This window comes from Methyloversatilis thermotolerans (genome assembly GCF_000372885.1).
Taxonomy (GTDB): Bacteria; Pseudomonadota; Gammaproteobacteria; order Burkholderiales; family Rhodocyclaceae; genus Methyloversatilis; species Methyloversatilis thermotolerans.
The window spans coordinates 1,981,855-2,004,065 of sequence record NZ_KB889967.1 but is presented as its reverse complement, the minus strand read 5'-3'; the positions used below and the strand labels follow the sequence as shown (position 1 = coordinate 2,004,065).

The 22,211-nt window shown below is 63.9% G+C and carries 19 protein-coding genes and 1 tRNA gene; 7 read left to right on the top strand and 13 right to left on the bottom strand.

What is annotated here, in order from left to right; all coding sequences use genetic code 11:
• Positions 1 to 11: 11 nt before the first annotated feature.
• Complete coding sequence (gene fliG, locus A3Q7_RS0108800) at positions 12 to 1,004, bottom strand: flagellar motor switch protein FliG (RefSeq protein WP_018411499.1); 993 nt, start codon at positions 1,002 to 1,004, stop codon at positions 12 to 14.
• Positions 997 to 2,733 carry a flagellar basal-body MS-ring/collar protein FliF gene (gene fliF / locus A3Q7_RS0108795; protein WP_026224642.1) on the bottom strand — a complete coding sequence of 579 codons (1,737 nt, stop codon included), beginning with the start codon at positions 2,731 to 2,733 and terminating at the stop codon, positions 997 to 999. Before fliF ends, fliG begins: the two co-directional genes overlap by 8 nt.
• Positions 2,734 to 2,925: 192 nt before the next feature.
• On the opposite strand from fliF, the gene A3Q7_RS0108790 reads away from it, so the two are divergent.
• The 5 genes from A3Q7_RS0108790 (at position 2,926) to A3Q7_RS0108765 (ending at position 9,319) form a co-directional block, all read left to right on the top strand.
• Positions 2,926 to 4,137 carry a sensor histidine kinase gene (locus A3Q7_RS0108790; RefSeq protein ID WP_040570884.1) on the top strand — a complete coding sequence of 404 codons (1,212 nt, stop codon included), beginning with the start codon at positions 2,926 to 2,928 and terminating at the stop codon, positions 4,135 to 4,137.
• Positions 4,134 to 5,540: a sigma-54-dependent transcriptional regulator gene (locus A3Q7_RS0108785; protein ID WP_018411496.1), complete on the top strand. Its 1,407-nt coding sequence runs from the start codon at positions 4,134 to 4,136 to the stop codon at positions 5,538 to 5,540. The genes A3Q7_RS0108790 and A3Q7_RS0108785 overlap by 4 nt, the downstream gene beginning before the upstream one ends.
• Before the next feature lie 115 nt (positions 5,541 to 5,655).
• Entirely contained in the window at positions 5,656 to 5,973 is a 318-nt protein-coding gene (gene fliE / locus A3Q7_RS0108780; protein WP_026224641.1) for a flagellar hook-basal body complex protein FliE, read from the top strand.
• Between the two features lie 138 nt (positions 5,974 to 6,111).
• Positions 6,112 to 8,028 (top strand): matrixin family metalloprotease, encoded by a 1,917-nt coding sequence (locus tag A3Q7_RS21140; RefSeq protein WP_232417877.1) that lies wholly within the window; start codon positions 6,112 to 6,114, stop codon positions 8,026 to 8,028.
• Entirely contained in the window at positions 7,964 to 9,319 is a 1,356-nt protein-coding gene (locus A3Q7_RS0108765) for an MBL fold metallo-hydrolase RNA specificity domain-containing protein (protein WP_026224640.1), read from the top strand. The genes A3Q7_RS21140 and A3Q7_RS0108765 overlap by 65 nt, the downstream gene beginning before the upstream one ends.
• Before the next feature lie 276 nt (positions 9,320 to 9,595).
• Here the strand turns inward: A3Q7_RS0108765 and A3Q7_RS0108755 are convergent, their stop codons facing one another.
• The 11 genes from A3Q7_RS0108755 to A3Q7_RS0108705 form a co-directional block, all read right to left on the bottom strand.
• On the bottom strand, positions 9,596 to 10,348 hold the full coding sequence (locus A3Q7_RS0108755) for a flagellar brake protein (protein ID WP_018411491.1): 753 nt from the start codon (positions 10,346 to 10,348) through the stop codon (positions 9,596 to 9,598).
• Between the two features lie 83 nt (positions 10,349 to 10,431).
• Complete coding sequence (locus A3Q7_RS0108750; protein WP_018411490.1) at positions 10,432 to 10,740, bottom strand: EscU/YscU/HrcU family type III secretion system export apparatus switch protein; 309 nt, start codon at positions 10,738 to 10,740, stop codon at positions 10,432 to 10,434.
• Entirely contained in the window at positions 10,737 to 11,960 is a 1,224-nt protein-coding gene (locus A3Q7_RS0108745) for a flagellar hook-length control protein FliK (RefSeq protein WP_018411489.1), read from the bottom strand. The genes A3Q7_RS0108750 and A3Q7_RS0108745 overlap by 4 nt, the downstream gene beginning before the upstream one ends.
• Positions 11,961 to 11,967: 7 nt before the next feature.
• Positions 11,968 to 12,267, bottom strand: coding sequence for a flagellar protein FliT (locus A3Q7_RS0108740; RefSeq protein WP_026224638.1), 300 nt, complete (start codon positions 12,265 to 12,267; stop codon positions 11,968 to 11,970).
• Between the two features lie 125 nt (positions 12,268 to 12,392).
• On the bottom strand, positions 12,393 to 12,806 hold the full coding sequence (gene fliS, locus A3Q7_RS0108735) for a flagellar export chaperone FliS (RefSeq protein WP_018411487.1): 414 nt from the start codon (positions 12,804 to 12,806) through the stop codon (positions 12,393 to 12,395).
• 24 nt (positions 12,807 to 12,830) lie between these two features.
• Positions 12,831 to 14,249, bottom strand: a complete 1,419-nt coding sequence (fliD, locus tag A3Q7_RS0108730; RefSeq protein ID WP_018411486.1) for a flagellar filament capping protein FliD — start codon at positions 14,247 to 14,249, stop codon at positions 12,831 to 12,833.
• Positions 14,250 to 14,259: 10 nt separating this feature from the next.
• Complete coding sequence (locus A3Q7_RS19650; RefSeq protein WP_018411485.1) at positions 14,260 to 14,604, bottom strand: flagellar protein FlaG; 345 nt, start codon at positions 14,602 to 14,604, stop codon at positions 14,260 to 14,262.
• Between the two features lie 61 nt (positions 14,605 to 14,665).
• Positions 14,666 to 16,180 (bottom strand): flagellin N-terminal helical domain-containing protein, encoded by a 1,515-nt coding sequence (locus A3Q7_RS0108720; RefSeq protein ID WP_018411484.1) that lies wholly within the window; start codon positions 16,178 to 16,180, stop codon positions 14,666 to 14,668.
• Between the two features lie 339 nt (positions 16,181 to 16,519).
• Positions 16,520 to 18,262, bottom strand: coding sequence for a GGDEF domain-containing protein (locus tag A3Q7_RS0108715; RefSeq protein ID WP_018411483.1), 1,743 nt, complete (start codon positions 18,260 to 18,262; stop codon positions 16,520 to 16,522).
• A gap of 124 nt (positions 18,263 to 18,386) precedes the next feature.
• Positions 18,387 to 19,025, bottom strand: a complete 639-nt coding sequence (locus A3Q7_RS0108710; protein WP_018411482.1) for a response regulator — start codon at positions 19,023 to 19,025, stop codon at positions 18,387 to 18,389.
• Complete coding sequence (locus A3Q7_RS0108705; protein ID WP_018411481.1) at positions 19,022 to 20,542, bottom strand: hybrid sensor histidine kinase/response regulator; 1,521 nt, start codon at positions 20,540 to 20,542, stop codon at positions 19,022 to 19,024. The genes A3Q7_RS0108710 and A3Q7_RS0108705 overlap by 4 nt, the downstream gene beginning before the upstream one ends.
• Before the next feature lie 183 nt (positions 20,543 to 20,725).
• Between A3Q7_RS0108705 and A3Q7_RS0108700 the strand changes: the two genes are divergently transcribed.
• Positions 20,726 to 20,801: transfer RNA gene (locus A3Q7_RS0108700), tRNA-Thr, on the top strand.
• Between the two features lie 67 nt (positions 20,802 to 20,868).
• Entirely contained in the window at positions 20,869 to 22,209 is a 1,341-nt protein-coding gene (locus A3Q7_RS0108695) for a TolC family protein (RefSeq protein ID WP_157278142.1), read from the top strand.
• The last annotated feature ends 2 nt before the right edge of the window (positions 22,210 to 22,211 follow it).

Below are 22,211 nucleotides of genomic sequence, written 5' to 3'. Positions count from 1 at the left end.
GCGCGGATGCATCAGAGCATTTCCTCGCCACCCTTGCCACCCATCACGATCTGACCTTCTTCCGCCAGACGACGCGCGATCTTCAGGATTTCCTTCTGTTCGGCCTCGACCTCGGACAGCTTGACCGGGCCGCGACCTTCGAGGTCCTCGCGCAGCGCCTCGGCCGCTCGGGACGACATGTTCCTGAAGATCTTTTCGCGCAGCTCCGGTGACGCACCCTTCAACGACAGCACGAGCTGATCGCCACTGACTTCGCGCAACAAGGTCTGGATGCCCCGATCGTCGATGTCGAGCAGATTCTCGAACACGAACATTTCATCGATGATCTTCTGCGCCAGCTCCGCGTCGTATTCCTTCACCGCATCGAGGATGGCCGATTCGTTCGCGCTGCCGACGAAGCCGAGGATTTCCGCCGTCGCCTTGATGCCGCCGAGCGTGGTCTTCTTCATCTTGGCCGAACCGGACAGCACGCGCGACATGACATCGTTCAGCTCCTTCAGCGCGACCGGCTGTACGCCATCCAGCGTGGCGATGCGCAGCATCACGTCATTGCGCAGCCGTTCGGTGAACAGCTTGATGACTTCGGCCGCCTGATCGAATTCCAGGTGGGTCAGTATCGTGGCGATGATCTGCGGGTGTTCATTCTTGATCAGGTTGGCGACTGTAGCGGGATCCAGCCACTTCAGCCCCTCGATGCCCGCGGTGTCGGAGTCATTCAGTATGCGCGACAGCAGGTGACCGGCGCGTTCCTCGCCCAGTGCCTTGGTGAGCATGTTGCGGATGAGGGCTTCGTCGGCCGACATTCGTCCGCCGGCTGCCGTCGCCTCGTCGAACATGTCGAGTACCGCCTCGACCTTCTCGCGCGGCACGTTCTTGAGCCCGGCCATCGCGGTACCGATCTTCTGTACCTCGCGCGGGCCCAGATGCTTGAGTACCTCGGCGGCCGCATCCTCGCCAAGCGTCATCAGCAGCAATGCGCTGCGTTCGATTCCTTCTTCATTCATCGCCGCTCACCCACAGCTTGATCAGTTCAGCCACCGCCTTGGGATCGTTCATCGCGAAGGTGCGGGCACTCTGCAGCTTGCTGTCGAAGTCGAGCTGCGCACGTGCTTCCGGCGACAGTTCGAGTTGCGCTGCGGCGCCCTCGCCGTCGATGCCGATCGGCTGACCGTTCTCGTCCAGCGTCACATCGCGCACCTCGGGCTCTTCCTCTTCGTCCGTCTCCGGTGGTGCGGTCAGGCTGCGCACCAGCGGGCGCAGGACTCCGAGCAGCAGGTAGGCCGCGACGCCAGCCACGAGCAGGTATTTCAGCAGCTCGCGGGCGAAGCCCATGGTTTCCGGATCCTTCCAGATCGGAATGTCGAGCGTTGGCTCCACCACCTCGGTGAAGGGTGCGGAGGCGACGTTGAGCGTGTCGCCACGGCCTTCGTTGAAACCCATGGCTTCGCGCACCAGCGCCGTGATGCGCTGGATGTCCTCCTGCGATGCCGGCACCGGTACGACCTTGCCGTCCTTGTCGGTTTCCGTCTTCTGGTTCACCAGCACGGCGACCGACAGTCGTTTGATCTGACCGACCGATTGCCGGATGTGCTGGACCGTCTTGTCGAGTTCGTAGTTGGTGGTGGAGTCCTTGCGCGAGGTGACCGGCAGCATGGCCGGTTGTCCGTTGGCGCCGGCGACGGCCGGGGTCCCCGGCGCGGGCGGCGTGGTGACGGGTGCGGTGGCCGGCGCGGGCGGCTGGTTGGTCAGTGCACCGGGCACACCGGCCGGATTGGGCTGGTTCGTTTCCGATTCGCTGAGCTGCTGGCTGCGGATGGCGGTGTTCGGCGTCGGGTTGGGTTTGTAGGTTTCGGCCGTCTGTTCGGCCTGATTGAAGTCGATGTCGGCAGCGGTCTGGACGCGGAAGTTGCCGCGTCCGACCAGCGGTTCGAGAATGGATTCGATGCGGCGCACGGTGGCCGCCTCGATTTCCCCGACGTACTTGAGCTGGGTCGGATTCAGCGCCGTACTGTCCTTCGGGTCGCGATTACTGGACAGCAGGTTGCCATTCTGGTCCAGCACCGAGACTGCCGCAGGTTGCAGTTGCGGCACGCTGGAAGCCACCAGGTGGACGATGCCACCGACCTGCTCCGGGGTCAGCGTGCGCCCACCAAGCAGACTGACCACGACTGAGGCGGAGGGCTTCTGGTCGTCGCGCAGGAATGCGCTCTGTTTCGGGATGGCGAGGTGAACGCGTGCTCCGTCCACGGCCGCCAGCGTGCCTATGGTGCGCGCCAGTTCGCCTTCCAGCGCACGCTGGTAGGTGACCTGTTCGGAGAACTGGGACTGACCGAGCTTCTGGCTTTCCATCAGTTCGAAGCCGATGGATCCTCCCCGCGGCAGGCCCTGCGCCGCCAGCTTCAACCGCGTGTCGTGCACGAATTGCGATGGCACCAGGATGGCGTGACCACCTTCGGAATACTTGTATGGCACATTCGCCTGTTGCAGCGCGGCAACGATGGCGCCACCATCCTTATCATTGATGTTGGAGAACAGCACCTCGTAATCGGGGGCGCGGCTCCACAGCATCAACCCCACCAGCAGCGCGATGCCCATGGCGAGGCCGCCGGCCATGGCCAGCTTCTTCTGCACGGGCATTTCGGCGAGTCGCTGCTGCGCGCGTCCGAGCGGGGTGTCGGGCAGTGCGGGCGGCGAGGCGGGAACGGCGTTCGGATCGAGTACGGCGTCGGCCATGATCAGTCTCTTGCTCTGGAGATTCACCCGGTGCCGTGAGCCGACACCATCGCGAGAATGTTCCGGATTCTGGTGGCGAATGAACGCCCTCGTTCTGCGGATAAGCCGGGGTTTTGGCCGGCTGATTCCCGGCAAGTCGTGGCCTGACCGTTGCTACGCTGGCTCGGTGTCTCTATCCCGTGTATGCACCGCATGACCGAACAGACGTCCAGCCAGGCCGCACCGGCCCGTATCGCCCCGGAAGAGGCGGCGCGGCTGGCCGAGGCTTTCCGTCTGTTCAATGCGGCCTCGGCGGAACTCACCGAGGCCTATGGCGCGCTGGAGAAGCAGGTGGCCAGCCTGACCGAGGAGCTGGCAGAGGCCAACGGGGAACTGCGACGGCAGTACGAGGAAAAGGCCAGGTTGACCGATCGCCTTACCACGCTGCTGAACCAGTTGCCGGCAGGGGTTGTGGTGGTGGATGCCGAAGGACGCATGGAAGATGCCAATCCCGCTGCTCTGGACATGATCGGTGCGTGTGCCGGCGAGGAGTGGTCGGGTTGTGCCCGCCGCATGAGGCCTGCGGATGCGCCGGGCGAGTGGGAGTGTATCGGCGCCGATGGACAGCCGCGCCGGCTGTCGATGAGCGAAGCCGCCCTCAGGGGGGATCGGGCGCACATCGTGCTGTTGCATGACATGACCCGGCAACACGCGCTCAAGATTGCCGCGGCGCGCAACGAGCGGCTTGCCGCCATGGGCGAGATGGCAGCCTCGCTCGCCCATCAGTTGCGCACGCCCCTGGCGGCTGCGACTCTTTACGTCGGTACGCTCACCGGCCGCGATCTTGCGCCCGCCGATGTGAAGTCCATTGCATCGCGTGCACAGGACCGATTGCGCCATCTCGAGCGACTGATCCGCGACACGCTCATGTTCGCGCGCGGCGAAGTGCTTGGACGTGAAACGATCCGGTTGGCGGCCCTGATGGAAGAGCTGCATCACACGGTTGAACCGGTAGCTCGACAAGCAGGCGTCGCGTTGATCGTGGAGCCTGCTGTGGCGGTGATGGAGGTGTCCGCGGACCGCAAGGCGCTTGCCAGTGCCCTGGTCAGCCTGCTCGAGAATGCGATCCAGGCTTGCGATAGCCGTGGGGAAGTCCGGCTGTCCGTCCACAAGACGTCAGGGGGCGTGAGCTTCTCCGTGAGCGACAACGGCCGTGGCATTCCGCGCGACGTCCAGGAAAGGCTGTTCGAGCCGTTCTTTACAACGCGGGAAGAAGGCACCGGACTGGGACTGGCCATCGCCCGCGGGATAGCCCGCGTCCACGGAGGCGATATCGAATGCGAGTCCGCGCCCGGCGCGGGCAGCTGTTTCACCTTGCGCCTGCCTGCGCAGACGCCTGAAGAAGTGCTGGAGAACGGGCAATGAGCGAGAAGTTGAACATCATGGTGGTCGAGGACGAGCCGAATCTGCGCGATGCGCTGTGTCTGGCGATCGAGTGTGCAGGTCACCGCGTCATCGGCGCGGCCGACGGTCCTCAGGCTCTGCGCATGCTGGAACGCAACACCGGCGAGCATGCCCTGAATCTGGTCATCACCGATCTGAAGATGCAGCCCATGGACGGGCTCACGCTGTTGAAGGAAGTCCGCGCGCGGGAACCGGCTTTGCCGGTGCTGCTGATGACCGCCTTCGGCGACGTCGAGAAAGCGGTTGCCGCGATGCGCGCAGGTGCGTGCGATTTCCTGCTCAAGCCGTTTGAACCGGATGTGCTGCTTGCCCACATCGACCGCTACGCGGTTCCGGTGGCGGCGCCGACCGATATGGTGGCCGAAGATGCGCGTACCCGCCAGGTGCTCGGTCTCGCATCGCGGGTGGCGCGCTCCGAGGCGACGGTGTTGCTGACCGGCGAGTCGGGTACCGGAAAGGAAGTGTTCGCGCGCTATATCCACCAGCAGTCAGCACGCGCCGGCAAACCTTTCATCGCGATCAACTGCGCAGCCATTCCGGACAACCTGCTTGAAGCAACGCTGTTCGGCTACGAAAAGGGTGCATTCACCGGCGCAACAACCGCGCAGGCCGGCAAGTTCGAACAGGCCGATGGCGGCACGCTGTTGCTTGACGAGATTTCAGAAATGCCGCTGGCGCTGCAGGCAAAGTTGCTGCGCGTGCTGCAGGAGCGGGAGGTGGAGCGGGTGGGGGGCAAGAAGCCGGTGCCGCTGGACATCCGCGTACTGGCCACCAGCAACCGGGACATGGAAGCAGAAGCGCGTGCGGGGCGCTTCCGCGAGGATCTGTATTACCGGCTGAACGTGTTTCCTATCGCCATACCTTCGCTGCGGGAGCGGCCAGGCGACATCGTTCCTCTGGCGCGGCATTTCCTGGTGGCCTGCGCGAAGGCGCAGGGCCGGGTGCTCCGGCTGGGGGAGTCGGCAGCGGCAATCCTTGCCGCCCATGACTGGCCCGGCAATGTGCGCGAACTCGAAAATACCATGCAACGCGCCGCCATCCTGGCGCCCGAGGACGTCGTCGAGGCCGAGCATGTGGTGCTCGGCGGTCAGCGCGGTGCGCAGCGCATGCCGCCTTCTTCCGAGCATTCTCAGGCAACTGCGGTGGTGAATGCGGAACCGGCAATGTCGTCCACGGCTGGCCCGGAAGGTCCGCCGCGCGCCCGATCGGTGCGTGACATGGAGCGCGATCTCATCCTCGAAACACTCGCCGCGGTTGGCGGCTCGCGCAAGAAGGCGATCGAAAAGCTGGGCATTTCCGAGCGCACATTGAGGTATAAACTTGCACGCTACAAGGCCGATGGTCTGTTGCGGGAAGAGAACTGAGCGAGTTTTTCGAGTCGTGGCCTGTTTTTTGCAAGCGATCAGGTGGTGAGGCCCGAACGAAAGACAAACACCGTTGCGGGCGGCAATTTTTGCCGCTTTGCTCTGGAGAGCACGAATGAGTACCAGCCTTAACCAGATGATCAACGATCTGCGCTCTACCGCGCAGGTTGCGGGCGGCAAGCCCACCGCCAAGAACGAGGCGGACAGTGGTGTCGATTTTGCCGATGCGCTTAAGAATGCCATCGATCAGGTCAGCGCCGCGCAGACCGAGGCGCGCCAGATGTCGGAAGGTTTCGTATCGGGCGCCAGCGAAGCGAATCTTCACGACGTGATGATCGCTTCGCAGAAAGCCAGCCTGTCCTTCCAGCAGATGGTGCAGGTACGCAACCGTCTGGTGACCGCCTATCAGGACATCATGAACATGCCGGTCTGACCGGACGTTGCCTGTGATTCCTCCGGAACCGGCTTCGGCCGGTTTTTTGTTGTCTGCTATCGCCGAATGCTTTGTGTTTTGTTGACAATGATTCTCATTTGATACACCCTCGCCACGCTTGTCGAGGGGCCGTGGCCGATGTCGTGCCTTGGCTCCCCGTGCAAAAAAGTCATCAGCAATGCCGTCCTCGCGGGGACGGCGCCAGCCACCCCCGGGTGCAGCCAGCATCGACGAAGACGCGCCGTCCTGTCCGCGCGTTCAGGAAGAGGGCTGGCCATGGGCAGATCACCGATTCGTTACTTTGCTGCGGCGTTCGGATTGTCCGTTTCCGGACCGCTGTTCGCCGGCCACTTCCCCATGTACGCGTCCTGGGACCCGCCGCGGGAACCCGGAACTGCGCTGGTCCTGACCTACAGCTTCAGCAATCTGCTGGATGGAAGCCTGCGCGACGCTGCCGGGCAGTCGCTGCCGGTCCCTCTGTTGAGAGATGCATTCGAGCGCGCGCTTGCCGATTACGCCGCCGTAGTGCCCATCCATTTCGTGGAAATGGCAGACGAGGGTCCGCTTCCCGAGACCGGCGAATATGCTCCCGGCGGTCTGGCGGATATCCGCGTCGGGCAGGTGGACAGCATGGAGGGCGCCAATGCTTACGCGTACTTTCCGTTCTCGCGAGCCAGTGGCCTGGCGGGCGACATCGTATTCAATGCGTCACGCTTCGGATTGGGGTGGTCGCCGCTCTGGTTCTACGCCGTGGCGCAGCACGAACTCGGACACAGCCTGGGAATGGGCCACTGGGTGAGCGGAGATGCCGATGCGGATGCCTTGCTCGCCGAGGCGGCTTACGAAGGTCCGTTGTTCCCGCTCGATGCCGGGAGCGTCCGGGCACTGCAGTCGATCTACGGCGCGGGCGTCGGTTCCGTAACGCCATTGTCTGCCGTGCCCGAACCCGCATCCGTCTGGCTCTGGCTGTGCGGCGTCGTGGTCCCGTTCGCCCGCAGGTGGCGGCCGATGCGTTTCGGCGGACCGGGCGCAGGCATCCGCTGTTGCTCGGTTTGCGCATCGATGGTTGCGATGGCTGTGTCGCCGGATGCCCATGCGCTGATCATCGAATTCGACTACAGCTATGACACGCGCGGTTTCTTTACCGATCTTGCGACCGGTGAACCCATCGTCGATCGTCGGCGGGTGCTCGAGCAGGCGGCCTCATATTACGAGGGCTTCACCGATACGCTGTCCGCCATCGCACCAGGCGATGGCGATCAATGGACCGTGTCCTTCATGCATCCAGGCCTGGCCGGCCCGGCTGTCACGCTGGTCAATCCGGTCATAGCGGCCGATACGGTGCGCATCTACGTCGGTGCGTCCGCATCCGCACCCGGCGTGCTCGGCTTTGCCGGCACGGCAGTCACGGATTCCGTGACTGGCAGCGACACGTTCGTCGAGGCTGTGAATACCCGCGGCCAGACGACCGGGACCGACTACAGCGTGTGGGGTGGATTCATCTGGTTCAATGCTGCCCAGGACTGGTACTTCGGGGCCGACGAAGCAGGACTGACGGCGGCCCGGCCGGACTTCCTGACCACGGCAACCCACGAGATCGGCCACATCCTGGGCTTTGGCGTAGCGGATTCATGGCTTGCGCAGATCGATCCGGTCAGCGGCCTTTTCATCGGCGAGCACGCGGTGCGCACTTACGGCAGCGGTGTCGCACTCGACCGCCATGGCAGTCATTGGGCGGAGGGCACCATGAGTACTCGGGGTGGCGTCGCACAAGAGACCATGATGGATCCGAGTACGCCCTACGGCGAGCGCCAGCTTCCGACAGCACTCGATTACGCGGGCTTCGCCGACATCGGCTGGCAGGTTTCGGTGGTGTCCGAGCCCGCCCGCGGTAGCATGCTGATGAGCGGGCTGGTGATCTTCCTGATGGCTACGCTGCGGCCAGCGCGCCGCACAGCCGGTACGGCCCGCCGGTACGGAGGAAACCGTTTTGAAGCTCAGATTTCTGGGGGCCGCCGGCACGGTGACCGGTTCGCGTTACCTGCTCACTCATGACCGACATTCGGTTCTGGTCGACTGCGGTCTGTTCCAGGGCGTCAAGAATATCCGCAGCCGTAACTGGAAGCCGTTTCCGGTCGATGCGCGCGATGTGTCCGCCGTCGTGCTTACCCACGCCCACCTCGATCACTCGGGCTATCTGCCGCGCTTCATGAAGGAAGGTTTTCGAGGGGCTGTCTGGGCGACCCCCGCTACGCGAGAGCTGGCGGCCATCCTGCTGGAAGACAGTGCACATCTGCAGGAAGAGGACGCGCGCCATGCGAATCGCCATGGCTACAGCAAGCATCATCCCGCCGAGCCGCTGTACACCGCCGACGATGCGCAGCGTGTCATGAAACAGTTCCGCAGTACCGGCTTCGGCGAACCGGTGCAGGTCGGGCCATTCACCATCCGTTTTTCGCGCGCGGGTCATATTCTCGGTGCGGCGTGCGTGCGCGTCGAATGTGCCGGACGCAGCATCACGTTCAGCGGCGATGTGGGACGCCCGCAGGATCTGGTCATGCTGCCGCCGGAGCCGCTGCGCGCGAGCGACTGGCTGGTACTCGAGTCGACCTATGGTGATCGTCTGCACCCGAGTGAGGACGCTGCAGAACAGCTTGCCGCCATCGTCAACCGCACGGTGGCGCGCGGCGGGACGGTGCTGCTGCCCTCGTTCGCGGTGGGCCGCGCCCAGGTACTCATGCATCTGCTGGCGTCCTTGATGGACGCACGACGCATTCCCGATCTGCCGGTGTTTCTGGACAGCCCGATGGCCATCGATGTGACCGGGGTGTTCCGCCATTTCAATGCGGATCACAAGCTGGATGCGCATGCCCTGCAACGGCTCGATGAGCGGGTCACCTGCACACGCAAGCCGGAACAGTCCGAGCAACTTTCTTCCAGTCGCTATCCCAAGGTGATCCTCGCCGGGGCCGGCATGCTCAACGGTGGCCGCATCCTGCATCATCTGCTGGCTTTCGGTGCCGATGCGCGCAGCACGCTGGTGATCACCGGCTATCAAGCGGAGGGTACGCGCGGCGATGCGCTGCTGAAGGGTGCGCGCAGCCTGCGCATGTTCGGGCGTGAAGTGCCGATCGACTGCGAGGTGACGCAACTGGACGGATTGTCCGCTCACGCGGACTACGCGGAAATGCTGGCCTGGCTGAAACCGATCGGACAGGCGCCGCGTCAGGTGTTCGTGACCCACGGCGAGCCCGTGGCGGCCGACATGTTGCGCCAGCATCTGGCGCGGGAACTGGGCTGGTCGGCCTGCGTGCCCGAGCAGGGCGATGAATTTGAGCTCGATTGATGCAGTCCTCACCCATGCTGCCCGCGCGCGGTGTGTCGCGTTGATAATCCAGCCTGTCTGCGACTGTCCCTTGCAGCGCGCCTGACGTGGTCGTGGCGGCGCTGACCATTGCCGGCACGGAAACCGACGACACGACCGACCGTTACACTGGATGGCGGGGAGAGGATGGTCGCGCTGCGACGGGCACCGCTGTCGCGAGTTTCGCACAGGAAAGGTCGATGCTCGTGCGGCCCGCGGAAAACCGTCATCCGTCGCTGCGGGCGATACGCGCGTGACTCAGATTTCGCGCGTGCTGCGTTCGCGTTCCATGCGCAGGATATAGCGCTGGATCAGCGCATCGGCTGCACCAGGCAGGCCGATGAACTGGCAGCCGGCACGCAACTCGGAACCGCCGCGTTCGGTGACGCGGAACATATTCCTCACCTGCAGTGTGGCCGTGATGGTGCCCAGTTCAGGCAAGGTGATCTGGCAGTTGTCCAGCACGCTGTCTACCTTGAGACTGACGCCATCGGGGGGGACGACCACCGCGAGCCCGCCGCCGGAAATGTCCACCACCGTGGCATCGACCATGCGCTGTTCGCCTTCACCGGCCGGCAGCAGGCAGCGCAGCGGCGGATTGGGCGGGAGGATGAGCCGGTAGTAATCGCGACGTTGCAGCCTAAGCATGCGCGTGGGCAACGGAATTTCCAGCGCTGGCTGGCCTTCGAAGGTCGTGGCCGAACAGGCCGGCACCATGAACTGTATCTTCACCTTCTCCAGCGCCGTCTGGAACACCAGTGGCGCAGCCTTCAGCGCCTGGTCCATCTGTTCAGTGCTGCGCGGTGCGTCGATCACCACGGCAGGGCGGGCATCGTCCACCGCCAGCACCATGGTGAGGAAGGGTTCCGGCGCCCGGCCCGCATAGACCGACAGATTGGCGCGCTTGTCCTTCAGTGCCCGCATGTAGAAGGCGATATCGGTCGGACCTTCCAGCACGTATCGTGCGAAATCATCTGCTTCCAGCAGATCGAAGCGGATGTTGTCGATCATGGCAATTGGATTCCTGTCTGTGCGGTTCCGGTTTCAGGGAAAGTAGCGCCTCGCGACGGGGCATTGTCCTACTTTCCGGGTATTCAGGATGAAGACGGTGCGAGGCTGGGCGCGGGCAGTCCGGTCAATCCTTGCTCCACGTGATAGATCCACGCCAGCAATTCCGCCACTGCCGCATAAAGTTCGGGAGGAATGCGCTGGTCCAGGTCCAGCCCCATGAGCAGGGCGACCATCTCCTTCGATTCGTGAACGAACACGCCCGCTTCGCGGGCGCGACGGATGATTTCCTCCGCCACCATGCCCTGGCCCTTCGCTACCACACGCGGCGCCGCATCGTTGCTTCCGTAGGCGAGCGCAACCGCCTGCGCGCGTGCCGTCAGCGGAGCACTCATGCCGCATCTCCGTGCGCCGGTTCGGCGTCCTCGTCGCCGGTGCCGCTGAAGCTCACGCTGCCGAGCCGGAAGCCGGCTTCGCTCATGCGCTGCTGCAATTCGATCAGCGAGCTGCCCATGCGCACGCGCGCTGCGTCGTCGGCGCTGATACCCAGCGTCAATGCATGATCCTTCCACAAGGTGAGCGTGGTCTGCACCTCACCCAGGCCGGGCAGCACCATGCGCACGCGCGACGTCCAGGGTAGCTCGCTCGCAGGATCCGCGTCCTCGCCAGTGGATGCGCGGCCGTCGGGATCGGGGTCGTCGATCTCGAGCTGCATGGGCTGCCCCGGCCATGCCAGGCCCTGCCAGGAGAGGGTGGGCTGGGACAGGCCGAGCAACTGGTTCTGAACGAGTGGACGCAGCTCTCCCGGCACCGTCGATTCGATGGGTGCGCCTTCCTGCGGGGCGGCTCGAGCGTCGGACAACACGGCGCGAGCCGGAGCGGGAATTGCGTTCGCCTCGCTTGTCGAGGGATCGGTCGGTTCGGCAGATTGCAGGAGCGGAAAGGCTGCGCGATCGGACAGTGCTCGAGCGTCGTTACCGTCGTTGGCCGCCTGAGGCTGCGGATCGAATGTGCGTTGCGGTTCGTGGCGCGTGGACTCTAGCGAACGTTGGCCAGTGATCCACTGCGCCTGATGGGATTCGTAGAACAAGCCGCTTTGCTCGACCGCCTGCGCAAGTCTTGCGGCGATCTGCGGTGTCGCCGGCAATCCGGGCGTGTCCTCCGCGCCGGAGATCTGCGGTGGCATGTCTATCAAGGGTCGGCCTCCGGCCAGCCTGGGTGGCGGAGGAGCGGGACCCTCCAGCAACTGGGTTATGGTCCGGGCCGGTGCGCTGAGCCTGACATTGTCAGCGCCTTCGGGCATTTCGCCGGCTTGCGGGGCATCATCGCCCTCCAGAGTGGCAATCAGCGTCTGTGCGCTGCGGCCGACATGGGTCAGCGTGACCGTCTGTCCTTCCTGCAGATTGCGTGCGAGGCGCACGGTGACCGTCTGACCGGCGATCTCCGCCCGCATCAGACCGTCGCCGAGCGATTGCAGGATGCGCGCGCTGTAGCGCTGACCTGCCTCGAACTCGGGCAGCAGTTCGCTGAGCGAGGTGACTGCAGGCGTGGCCTGGACAGACTCCCTCGAAAGCGCCGCCAGACGCTGCGCCAGGCCTGGCAGCGGAGTGTTCATCGCCGGATCAGCTGTTTTCGGCTGCCCCCGAAGGCAGCTTGCCGAGGAACACCTTGACCTGCTGCATCCAGGGTTCGACATGGCGGCGCACTTCTGCGTCGTCGGCCAGAATCTGTTTCATCAGCTCGAACTTGCGCGCCCGTTCCGACGGCGATGTCGACGGAGCGTCATTGGCGGCCAGATTGTCCCGCAAGGTGGCGACGCTCTGTTCGAGCGAAACCAACCGGTCCCAGTCGTTGGCGCGTGCCGCCTCGACCATGTGTCCGGAAATCTGGCGCATGTCTTCGAGCAGTGTCAGTGAGGTCATGATGTCTGCCGTTCTTCTAGGTCCAGGCACGGAGCCCTTGTTGTTTCATGCAAGGCTACAGGCGGCGTCGCATCGCGAGGCGCGCATGTGACCACTTTTTCCCGGGCTATTCGTCGCATTCCGCCTCAGAGCGGGGCACCCTGCTGCAGCTTTTGCCGGATTTCCTGCCAGGCCGATTTCAGTTCGCCAAGAAGCTGGCCCACTTCGCTCAGCGCGGCGCGGTCGTTGGTTGAATTCGCGTGCAGAAGGCGCATGTTCATGTAGTCGTACAGGGCAAACAGGCGCTGAGCCAGATCGCCGCCGGCGTCCAGGTCCAGACTTACCTTGAGTCCGTTGCCTATGATGTCTATCGCCTTGGAAATCGAGTGCCCCTTGCCGGCGATGTCGCCCATCTCGATCTGGTGAGCCGCGGTGGACACCGACATCAGCGCGCCATCGAACAGCATGAGGATGAGCTGATGCGGGTCGGCACCCTCGACCAGAGCTTCGGTGCTCACCTGGGCGTATGCCTGACGCGGATTGGATAGTGATGCAAACATGACAGATGCGTCCCGTGGTTGGCGTCAGCTGCTGTAGGTCGGCAGGTTTGCCAGTTGTTGTGTCAGATACGAACTTGTCGAGCTCATGCTGCTCATCAAGGTGTCCAGCGACGTGAACTGCTTGCGGTAGCGCGCCTCGATCGACTCCAGTCGGGTGGCCAGCGCATCCGCCTGCTTTTCCAGTGCCTTGACCGATGCGCTCAATCCGTTGGTGCGGCTTGTCAATAATCCGTTCGTGCTGTCGAGGACGCCATCCAGCATGTCGTCCATGCGCTTGGCCAGGCCATCGGTGCCATCGGTACCGACAAAGAGCTTCTGGGCGCGACCGTCATTCAGCGCGGTCGTGAGCTTGTCCGAATTGATCTTGAGCGTGCCGTCCTTCTGCAACTCGACGCCAATGGCCGACAGGCTGACATCCTTGCCCAGTTGCAGGCTGATCATGGATGACAGCTTGCTGCGCAGCGTGGTCGCCGTACTTTCGCCGTTGAGTGTGGCGGCGGTATCTGTTTCAGTGTTGTATGCGGTCTGCTTCTTGATCTCAGTCACCGCCGTGTTGTAAGCGGCGACGAACTTCTCGATGCCGCTCTTGGCGTTGCTGGTGTCGGACGCCACGGTGACGGTGGCGGTTTCGCCCACGGCCGTGCTCTTCAGGTTGAGCGTTACGCCGTCTATCGCATCGGTCAGGATGTTCGAGCTCGACGTGATGGCGATGCCATTCACGGTCAGCGAGGCATCGGCTGCTGCTACCTGCTGAGTCATGTTGGACGTGCCGCCGGTGGAGGCGTCGTACACCAGCCGCGACAGGCCGGACGCATCGGTATTGTTGCCGTCGCCGTCGGTCACGCTGATCTGCATGGCGTTTGCCGTGCCGCCATCGCTCGAACTCAGCACCAGACGCATGCCGTTGCCGTCGTTCAGGATGGAGGCGGACACGCCCGCGTCCGCGTCATTGATCGCGTCGCGCACATCCTCGAGCGTATTGGCATCGGATGGAATCGTGATGTCCACAGGCGTCTTCGACGCATTCTGCGTGAATGTTCCGCCGCTGTAGGTTCCGAGCTTGATCGTGATTGTTCCGCTGCCGACCGCATCCGTGCGGCTGCTGAAAGCCGACGACGCGACTACCTGGGAGGCGGCAAGGGAGTTCACCGTCACCTTGTAGTTGCCGGCAACCGCATCAGTCGTTGCGGCAACTGTTGCCACATCGGCATTGGATATCGTTGCCTTGCGCGCGGTAAAACTTGCCGTGGTCGATATCGATTGCGCGGTGGTCTGCAGTGAGGAAAGAACGCTTTTCAGGGAGCCGTAGGCAGAAATCTTCGCCTGCGCGGAAGCCTCCTTCTGCGCCATCAAGGTGAGCGGCCGCTGTTCGATCGCCATGAGCGAGCTCACCAGCGATTCGACATCCAGTCCGGAACCCAGTCCTGTCGAGGTAATGGCCATGATGTCCGCCTCAGGCCTTGCGTTCGATCAGGCCGCCCTGCCCCTTGCCGAGCGAACGGGCGATGGCGATCAGTTCTTCAGACGGAATCTGTCTCAGTACTTCCTTGGTGCTCGAATCAATCAGTTTCACGATGGTCTTCCCGGTGTCCTTGTCAATCGAGAATTGCAAGTTCTGGTCCACCGGCTCGATATAGCGCCTGATTTCGTCCACCGTGCGTTCGACCTCCTCGTTGCTCAACGGGGTCTGGGTGACGGTGTCCTTGCTGGTGTCTGCCACCACGGGCTTCACCCCGGCTGCCGCCTTGGCAACCGGGGTGAGCTGGGGCAGGGCATTGGGTACAGGCTGTATGGCCATGACGTTCTCCCCTTGCTACAGTCGGGACGCGGTTACCCGCGTCCCGTTGTCAGCTGCGCGCTTAGCCGCGGAGCAGGCTCAGCACGTTCTGCGGCAGCGAGTTGGCCTGGGCCAGCATCGCCGTACCCGCCTGCTGCAGGATCTGGGCACGCGTCAGGTTCGCGGTTTCGGCCGCGAAGTCGGCATCCAGGATACGGCTGCGGGCGGAGCTCACGTTTTCCGACGTGGTCTGCAGGTTCGCGATCGTGTTGGTCACCCGGTTCTGCACCGCACCGAGCGCCGCGCGCTGGGTGTTGATCGACTGCAGGGCGGCATCGATCACATCGATCGCCGCGTTGGCGCCGGTCTGCGAACCGACGTTGATCGCAGCCACCGACGACAGCGAACTGGCGTTTGCGGTGGCACTCACGAACAGACCGTTGGTCGCGGCGGCGGTTGCGGCGCTGGTGACCGAGAACGCTTCCGACGACGTGAACTTCAGCGTGCCGCCGACGGTCGAGGAGTCGGTACCGGCTGCTGCGCCGAGCGTGACTGCGGCGCCGGAGTTGGTGCCGGCGAAGGCATCGCGGCCGCGCAGGTCGATCGTGCCGGTCGCACCCGCGGTGTTCGCGAAGTCGGTGATCGAAATGTCATAGCCCTGTTCGGACTTCAGCGTGATCGTGCCGCCGGACACCGTGGCAGAGATGCCGGTGGTGGCTGCGTAGTTGTTGATCGCGGTCGACAGCGAGCTCAGGTCCGCAGTGTTGCCGACGGTGGCGGAGATCGCGACACCGGTCGAGTTGGAACCGAACAGCGTGAAGCTGACGGTGCCGGTAGCGCCGAGGTTGCTCAGCGTGGCTTCGGTCAGGGCGGTGGCCTGCACGCCGGTGCTGGCGGTTTCGGCATTCACCGCGGCGGCGACGGTATTGGCGGAGTCGCCCGCATTGACGGCAATGGCCTTGGTGCCGATGGAACCGGTCACGGTCAGGTCTTCACCGGCGAGTACGGTGTTGGCGACACGTGCACCTGCACCTGCGGCGGCCGCGACTGCGTTGTTCAGCGTGCCGGTGGCGGTGACCGTGTTGGCGCCGATATTGGTCGCCTTGGTGTTGTTCAGGCTCAGACCGATGGTCTGGTTCGCATTGGCACCGACCTGGAAATATTGGCCGGCGAACGAGCCGTCGAGCAGGTTCTTGCCGTTGAACTGTGTGGTCGTCGCGATGCGGTTGATTTCCTGTTGCAGCTGGGCCACTTCCTGTTGCAGGGCCTGGCGGTCGCTGGCGCTGTTCGAGTCGTTGGCGGACTGAACGGACAATTCACGCATGCGCTGCAGGCCTTCCGAGATCGAGGTCATTGCGCCTTCGGCGGTCTGCGTCAGCGAGATGGCGTCGTTGGCGTTGCGCACAGCCTGGTTCAGGCCGCGCACTTGCGAACTCATGCGTTCCGAAATCGCGAGACCGGCGGCGTCGTCCTTGGCGCTGTTGATGCGCAGACCCGACGACAGGCGTTGCAGCGAAGTCGAGAGCGAGTTTTGCGAGGCGTTCAGGTTGCGCTGTGCAGTCAGCGAGGCAACGTTGGTGTTGATGATTTGAGGCATTTTCTTTCTCCTGTCACGAAGTCTGTCTGGTTACGGCGCTCTGGGTTACATGACCCGATGTTGATGTCGCCGATGAGACAAGTAACGGAGAACACAGGACAAAACTTTAGGACGCCGTTGGATTGAAAGCCTTTCTGCACAGGGCTTTCAGGCGATGTGCCCGGAAAATGGCTTGCCGTCGCGGCTGTGCGGCGAGGCGAAAAAACTTTAGGGCGGAGCCGTCGGCGCCGGACGGAGCCTCATGTGTTCCGTGGGGGCCGTGAAATCATCCCGGAATGACCCTACAGGCCACTTCCGCGCTGTGAGCAAATGTGTCCGGATCGCCGGTGGGCGCGGTGTTCAGGGCTGCGGCGCAACCACCACCTTGTTCTTGCCGGTCGCCTTTGCCTTGTACATGGCGCTGTCCGCGCGCTCGATCACCGCGAGCTGTGTTTCGTTCGGCTGCACCATGGTGACGCCGGCGCTGAAGGTGATGAGCAGTTTGTCGTTGTTGGCGAGGAAGTAGCGCTTGGTGAGCTCGCGCTGCAGCCGCTGCAGCACGACGACTGCATCGTCCACCGAGGTTTCCGGCAACAGGATGACGAATTCCTCGCCACCATATCGGGACAGCGTGTCATGCGGACGCAGGCAGTCGCGCACGGTGGACACCAGGTGGAGCAGCGCCTCGTCCCCGGTGTTATGACCATAGGTATCATTCAGGCGCTTGAAATTGTCGATATCGAGCACCGCGAGGCACAGCAGCGTACCCCGTCGCGCGGCTCTCGACAGTTCCTTGCCATAGGATTCTTCCAGCCCCTTGCGATTGAGCACACCGGTCAGCGGGTCATGGCGCATCTGTTCGCTGGTCTGTTCCAGCTCGAGCTGCAGCCGCTCTATCTCGGCTTCCGCAAGTCGTACCCGCTCGCGCATGGTGTCGATCTGCAGGCGTGATCTTTCCGTTGTGTCCCGCATCTGCCGCGTTGCATCGATGACTTCGGCGATGGTGTCCTGCAGCGAAACGAGATCTTCGGCATCGGCAATCGCTTGTGCATAGCCTTCCATGCGCGCGCCGAAGCCGGAGGTTGCATCGGTGAAATTGCCCAGCTCCTCGACGAATCCGGCCAGCATCAACTTGATCTGGTGTTTCGCGTCGTCAATGTTGCCGCGCAGGGAGCCCTGACGGGAAATCACCTCGCGCAGTCGCCGTTCTACCTCGTCCAGTTCGCGTGCGCTGAGAGGATGGTCACACAGCGAACGCAGCGACTCGATCTGTCCCCGCATCCAGCGGTCGTCGCCGACCAGTTCGCCGATATTCTTCAGCAGCAGATCCAGCAGGGACAGCAGCCCCGCGCGTATTTCCGCCTGGTCGTCCACCACCCAGTTCAGTCGATCGAGCAGCGTGCGCATCCGTGCCGCCAGATCATCGACCTCGCGCATGTCGCGCACTTCGCGCAGCACCTGTCCCAGTTCCGCCGCCTCTTCCTTCAGTTCCGGCGACGAAATGAGCAGGCTGGCCACCACCGTTTCCAGCGTACGGGCGAACAGATCGCGCAGGGCGGCGTCGCTGTTGTCGGTCGCGGCCCCCGCGATCGGGTCCGCCTCGACGCTGCGCGCGGCGGGTTTTTCCTCCTGGGCGTTCTCCCATTTGTCCGCCAGTTCGGAAAAGCTGTCGTACAGACGTTCGAGTTCACCATTGCTGGCATCGAGCGCCTGTTGCAAGGCCTGCTGTTTCTGCGCGAAGCTGAACGAGGCGTGCTTGCGATCGAGTTGACGGAATACGTCCTTCAGCAAGGCGGTCCAGCGTCTCTGTGGAGCGGCCTGGGCGCGCAGCAGACCGACCAGCGCGCCACTGATGGCCGACCAGCTTCGGCTGGCGACTGCGCTTTCCAGTCGCTCGGCGAATTCGATATGGCCCTTGTTCAGCCTGGGCAGCGTGCTGCAGACAAGCTTGAGTGCCCGTTCCGGGAACAGGTCGTCAGCCTTGCTGCCCGCAATCTCGTGATACAGCGCACGATAGTTGTCGGGGGTTGGTGGCAACTGCCGCATGGACAGCCGCCGCAGGGCCTCTCGCGCGATCTCTAGCGGCTGCATGGCATCTGACATTCGGTCATTCACCGTCTTTAACGTTTGCAATCAACGGCTGTCGAAGGACGGGCTTTAGCTGAATCTGACGATCGATTACCCGGATCGACTGGCGCAGCCCTGCGGCGACCGGCTCATCGGTCCGTCAATCGACCAGTCCGTGCTTGAGTCCGTAGTGTGTCAATTCGGCGTTGTTTTTCATGCGCATCTTTTCCAGCAGCCGCGCGCGGTAGACGCTGACCGTCTTCACGCTCAGGTTCAGCTCCTCGCCGATCTGGGTGAGTGTCTTGCCCGAGGCGATCATGACCAGGGTCTGGTATTCGCGGTCGGACAGCTTTTCGTGCGGCGGCCGTTCGCTGTCCTCGGTGATCGCGTTGGCCAGTTCCATGGCCAGCGACGGCGACACGTACTTCTTGCCGCACGCCACCTGACGGATGGCGGTGACAAGCTGTTCGGGCGCACTCTGCTTGGTGAGATAGCCTGAAGCGCCGGCCTTCAGCGCACGGATCGCATACTGTTCCTCGGGGTGCATGGAAAGCACCAGCACCGGCAGCTTGGGAAACTCCTTGCGCACCAGCTTCAGCGTGTCGATACCGTTGCGATCGGGCATGGACACATCCATCAGTACCAGATCGAAGTTTCCGTCGCGCAGCTTGTGCATCGCGTCGACACCGTTCCCGGCTTCACCCGTCACCACCAGATCGGGGCTGTCGGAAAGGATCTGACGCAGGCCGGAACGCACGATGGCGTGGTCGTCGGCGATCAGGATGCGGATGCTGCTCATCGTGCGAACTCCAGTACTGTGCGGCGGCAGGCCGGTACGCGCAGCAGCAGGCGGGTGCCGCCACCTTCGCGCGCGCTTGCTTCGAAGCGCCCGTTCAGGTGGGCCACCCGCTCGCGTATGCCGCGCAGGCCGAATGATTTGGGTTTGGACAGGTCGGCAGGTGCGAGGCCGCGTCCGTCGTCGGCGATCTCGAGCACGATGTCGTCGTCCTCCTGCGTCAGGCGCACTTCCACCTTGTGTGCCTGCGCATGCTTGGACACATTGGTGAGCGCCTCCTGGAACACGCGGAACAACGCGATGGCGGTTTCCTCGTCCGGTTCGATGTCATGGTCGATGCAGAGCAGATCGCACTTCAGGCCGGTGCGTCCCGCGAAATCCTCGGCATGGCTCTCCACGGCGGGCGCCAGTCCGAACTCCTTCAGTATGCCGGGGCGCAGTTCGCGCGCGATGCGTCCCACGGTGCTGATCGCGTCATCGACCAGCTTGCCCATGCTGTCCGCCCGCTTGCGTATCGCATCAGGATCGCCGCCGGTCTTGGTGGCCAGCAGCGACACCTCGAACTTCAGCGCGACCAGCAGTCCGCCCAGTTCGTCGTGGATATCGCGGGCTATGCGCTCGCGTTCCTCTTCCTTGGCGATCTGCAGGTGCGAGGACAATTCGGCGAGCTGCCCTCTGGACTGGCGCAGCTCGCGCTCCGTGAGTTTGCTCTGGGTGATGTTGGATACGATGCCTTCCCAGATGGTGACGCCGGAAGACAGTTGCCGCGGCGACGAACGCAGGTTCACCCACTTCACGTCGCTGTCCGGCAGACGGATGCGGCCTTCCCAGTTCACCGTCGACGTGGTCTGCGCGGAATGTTGCATCGCGCGGTTCAGCTCCGGCATGTCTTCTGCCAGCACCATGTCGAGGAAGCGCTGCGGCTGCGCGATGAGTTCCGCCGGCTTCAGTGCGAGCAGGGCCTGGCAGCCTTCGCTTACGAACAGGAAACGCCAGCCGCCGTCGTCGTGACGGAGCAACTGGAACACCATGCCGGGGATGTTGGCCGCCAGCGCGCGGAATCGTGCCTCGCTGTCGCGCACCGCATCGAGCGCGCTGTGGCGTTCGGCGCGATTGCGCGCCTCGCGCATTTCCCTCTCTACAGCAGGCACCAGGCGGTCAAGGTTGCCCTTGCCGAGATAGTCGTGGGCACCGGCCCGCATTGCTGCTACCGCGAGGTCCTCCTCGATCACGCCGGATACGATGATGAAGGGCAGATCCAGGCCCTGCGCCTGCAGGATCCCGAGGGCGGCCATCGCCGAGAACTGCGGCATGTTGTGGTCGGACAGCACGACATCCCAGGTGCGCACGCCAAGCGCCGCCCTGAGGTCGTGTTCATTGTCCACGCGACACGAGTGCACCTGGTAGCCTGCGAGGCGGAAGCGATGCAGCAGCAGAAGCGCATCGTCCTCAGAATCCTCGATCAGCAGGACATTCAGCGTATGGGGTCCAGGGGCGTCCGGGGCCAGGGTGTCTGACATCTCTCAGGCTTCCATCCGCCAGACCGGCCCGCCGTGGCCGGGGAGGCGCTGATGCGCGGAAGCATTGTTGCGATGCGTGCAGTTTATCCGATGCGGATTGCTCTGATGAGTTCTCTTGCCGATGGCGAGGGCGCCATCGTGGATGCGGCGGCTGCTGCGGACAGGCGCTATAATGTTGCCCGCGCCGCTTTAGCTCAGTTGGTAGAGCAACCGCCTTGTAAGCGGTAGGTCGTCAGTTCGAATCCGACAAGCGGCACCATCTTCTCGCCCGACAGCCTTCTGCGCTGACAGGAATGCGACAGCCTGCCCGTCCTAGGCTGTCGCGCATGACCTCTAGACCCTTTTTCACGCTCGCGTCGATCAACACCGGCCGATGGCCTGCGCGATGCAGACGCGTACTGTCTGCCGTGGCATGGGCATTCACTGTTGCGCTCGGGCATCCGCTGCCGGAGGCCCATGCGCAGACCGCTTTCGTCTCCGCGCCGGACGCATCGGCGTTGACCTTGCGGGCGGCCGAGCAGCGGCTGTTCGATGCCAGCCGCGATCTGCGCCGCGCCCGCCGCGACGTCGAGCGGGCGCAGGCGGCGACACTGGGCGCCGCCGCCCGACCCAATGCGACGCTGTCGCTCGATACCACGGACATCAATCCGTCGCGCGGCATCGGTGCGGGATCGCTGGCCGACAAGCGCGTCGACACCGTGCTCAGGCTGGAACAGACTTTCGAGCGTGGCGACAAGCGCAGTCTGCGCATGGCCCAGGCCGATCTGTTGCTCGATGCGGCGCGGGCCGACCAGGACGAAGCGCGGCGGCAGATGCTCAAGACCTTGCGCATCGCCTACTTCGACCTGAAGCTGGCTGAAGATCGGCGAGCGCTGTTGCAGCAGACCCTGGCCTTGCTGGACGACACGGTCAGTCGTGCCCGCACTCGCGTGACGGCGGGCGATCTGGCGCCAAGCGACCTGGAGCGCGTGCGCCTGGACCAGTTGCGCACCGAATCCGACCTCAGGGTGGCGGACAGCGATCTGCGCCGTGCTCAGGCCGCGCTCGCGCGCCTGCTGGCGCTCGACGGGCAAGATGCTCTGCTGCATGCGGCCGACCCTTGGCCGCAGCCCGATGCGCTGCCGGCAGCGGCGGATGCCGCCGCCGGCGAGCGACCGGATCTGCGCGCCGCGCGTGCCCGACTGCTCGCCGCGCAACAGGGGCGCAGCCTGGCGGAAAGCCTGCGCACGCGCGACATCACGATAGGCGTTCAGTACGAGCACTTCCCGCCGGATGGCCGGGCCATGTATGGCGTGGGCGTTTCGATTCCGCTGTTCAACGGCTATGACTATCGCGGCGAGATCGAGGCTGCCTATACCGAACTGGGCGCGGCCGAGGACGAGCAGCAGCGCGTGGAGGCGGAAGCCGGCGCCGAACTGCGGCTGCGGCGCAACGAGGCCGAGGCGCAGGCGGCACGCGTGCGCCGCTATGCCGATACCGTGCTGCCGTCGGCGCGCCGTTCCGCCGAAGCCACCGAATTCGCCTTCCAGCACGGCGCGGTCGGTGTACTCGACGTGCTCGACGCCCGGCGCACGCTGCGATCCATCGAGAGTGAAGCGCTGTCGGCTCGGGCCGATTATGCGCGTGCCCGTGCGGAACTTGCTGCCGCACTGAACCAGCCCTTCTGATT

Coding starts and splice junctions, on each gene's coding strand:
- fliE (WP_026224641.1), top strand. CDS start 5,656: ATGAGTACCAGCCTTAACCAGATGATCAACGATCTGCGCTCTACCGCG.
- A3Q7_RS0108755 (WP_018411491.1), bottom strand. CDS start 10,348: ATGATCGACAACATCCGCTTCGATCTGCTGGAAGCAGATGATTTCGCA.
- fliD (WP_018411486.1), bottom strand. CDS start 14,249: ATGGCCATTACCTCGACAGGACTGGGTTCCGGACTGGATGTCGAATCG.
- A3Q7_RS0108715 (WP_018411483.1), bottom strand. CDS start 18,262: ATGTCAGATGCCATGCAGCCGCTAGAGATCGCGCGAGAGGCCCTGCGG.
- A3Q7_RS19650 (WP_018411485.1), bottom strand. CDS start 14,604: ATGGCCATACAGCCTGTACCCAATGCCCTGCCCCAGCTCACCCCGGTT.
- A3Q7_RS0108740 (WP_026224638.1), bottom strand. CDS start 12,267: ATGACCTCACTGACACTGCTCGAAGACATGCGCCAGATTTCCGGACAC.
- A3Q7_RS0108710 (WP_018411482.1), bottom strand. CDS start 19,025: ATGAGCAGCATCCGCATCCTGATCGCCGACGACCACGCCATCGTGCGT.
- A3Q7_RS21140 (WP_232417877.1), top strand. CDS start 6,112: ATGTCGTGCCTTGGCTCCCCGTGCAAAAAAGTCATCAGCAATGCCGTC.
- A3Q7_RS0108720 (WP_018411484.1), bottom strand. CDS start 16,180: ATGCCTCAAATCATCAACACCAACGTTGCCTCGCTGACTGCACAGCGC.
- A3Q7_RS0108790 (WP_040570884.1), top strand. CDS start 2,926: ATGACCGAACAGACGTCCAGCCAGGCCGCACCGGCCCGTATCGCCCCG.
- A3Q7_RS0108785 (WP_018411496.1), top strand. CDS start 4,134: ATGAGCGAGAAGTTGAACATCATGGTGGTCGAGGACGAGCCGAATCTG.
- fliG (WP_018411499.1), bottom strand. CDS start 1,004: ATGAATGAAGAAGGAATCGAACGCAGCGCATTGCTGCTGATGACGCTT.
- fliS (WP_018411487.1), bottom strand. CDS start 12,806: ATGTTTGCATCACTATCCAATCCGCGTCAGGCATACGCCCAGGTGAGC.
- A3Q7_RS0108695 (WP_157278142.1), top strand. CDS start 20,869: ATGACCTCTAGACCCTTTTTCACGCTCGCGTCGATCAACACCGGCCGA.
- fliF (WP_026224642.1), bottom strand. CDS start 2,733: ATGGCCGACGCCGTACTCGATCCGAACGCCGTTCCCGCCTCGCCGCCC.
- A3Q7_RS0108705 (WP_018411481.1), bottom strand. CDS start 20,542: ATGTCAGACACCCTGGCCCCGGACGCCCCTGGACCCCATACGCTGAAT.
- A3Q7_RS0108745 (WP_018411489.1), bottom strand. CDS start 11,960: ATGAACACTCCGCTGCCAGGCCTGGCGCAGCGTCTGGCGGCGCTTTCG.
- A3Q7_RS0108750 (WP_018411490.1), bottom strand. CDS start 10,740: ATGAGTGCTCCGCTGACGGCACGCGCGCAGGCGGTTGCGCTCGCCTAC.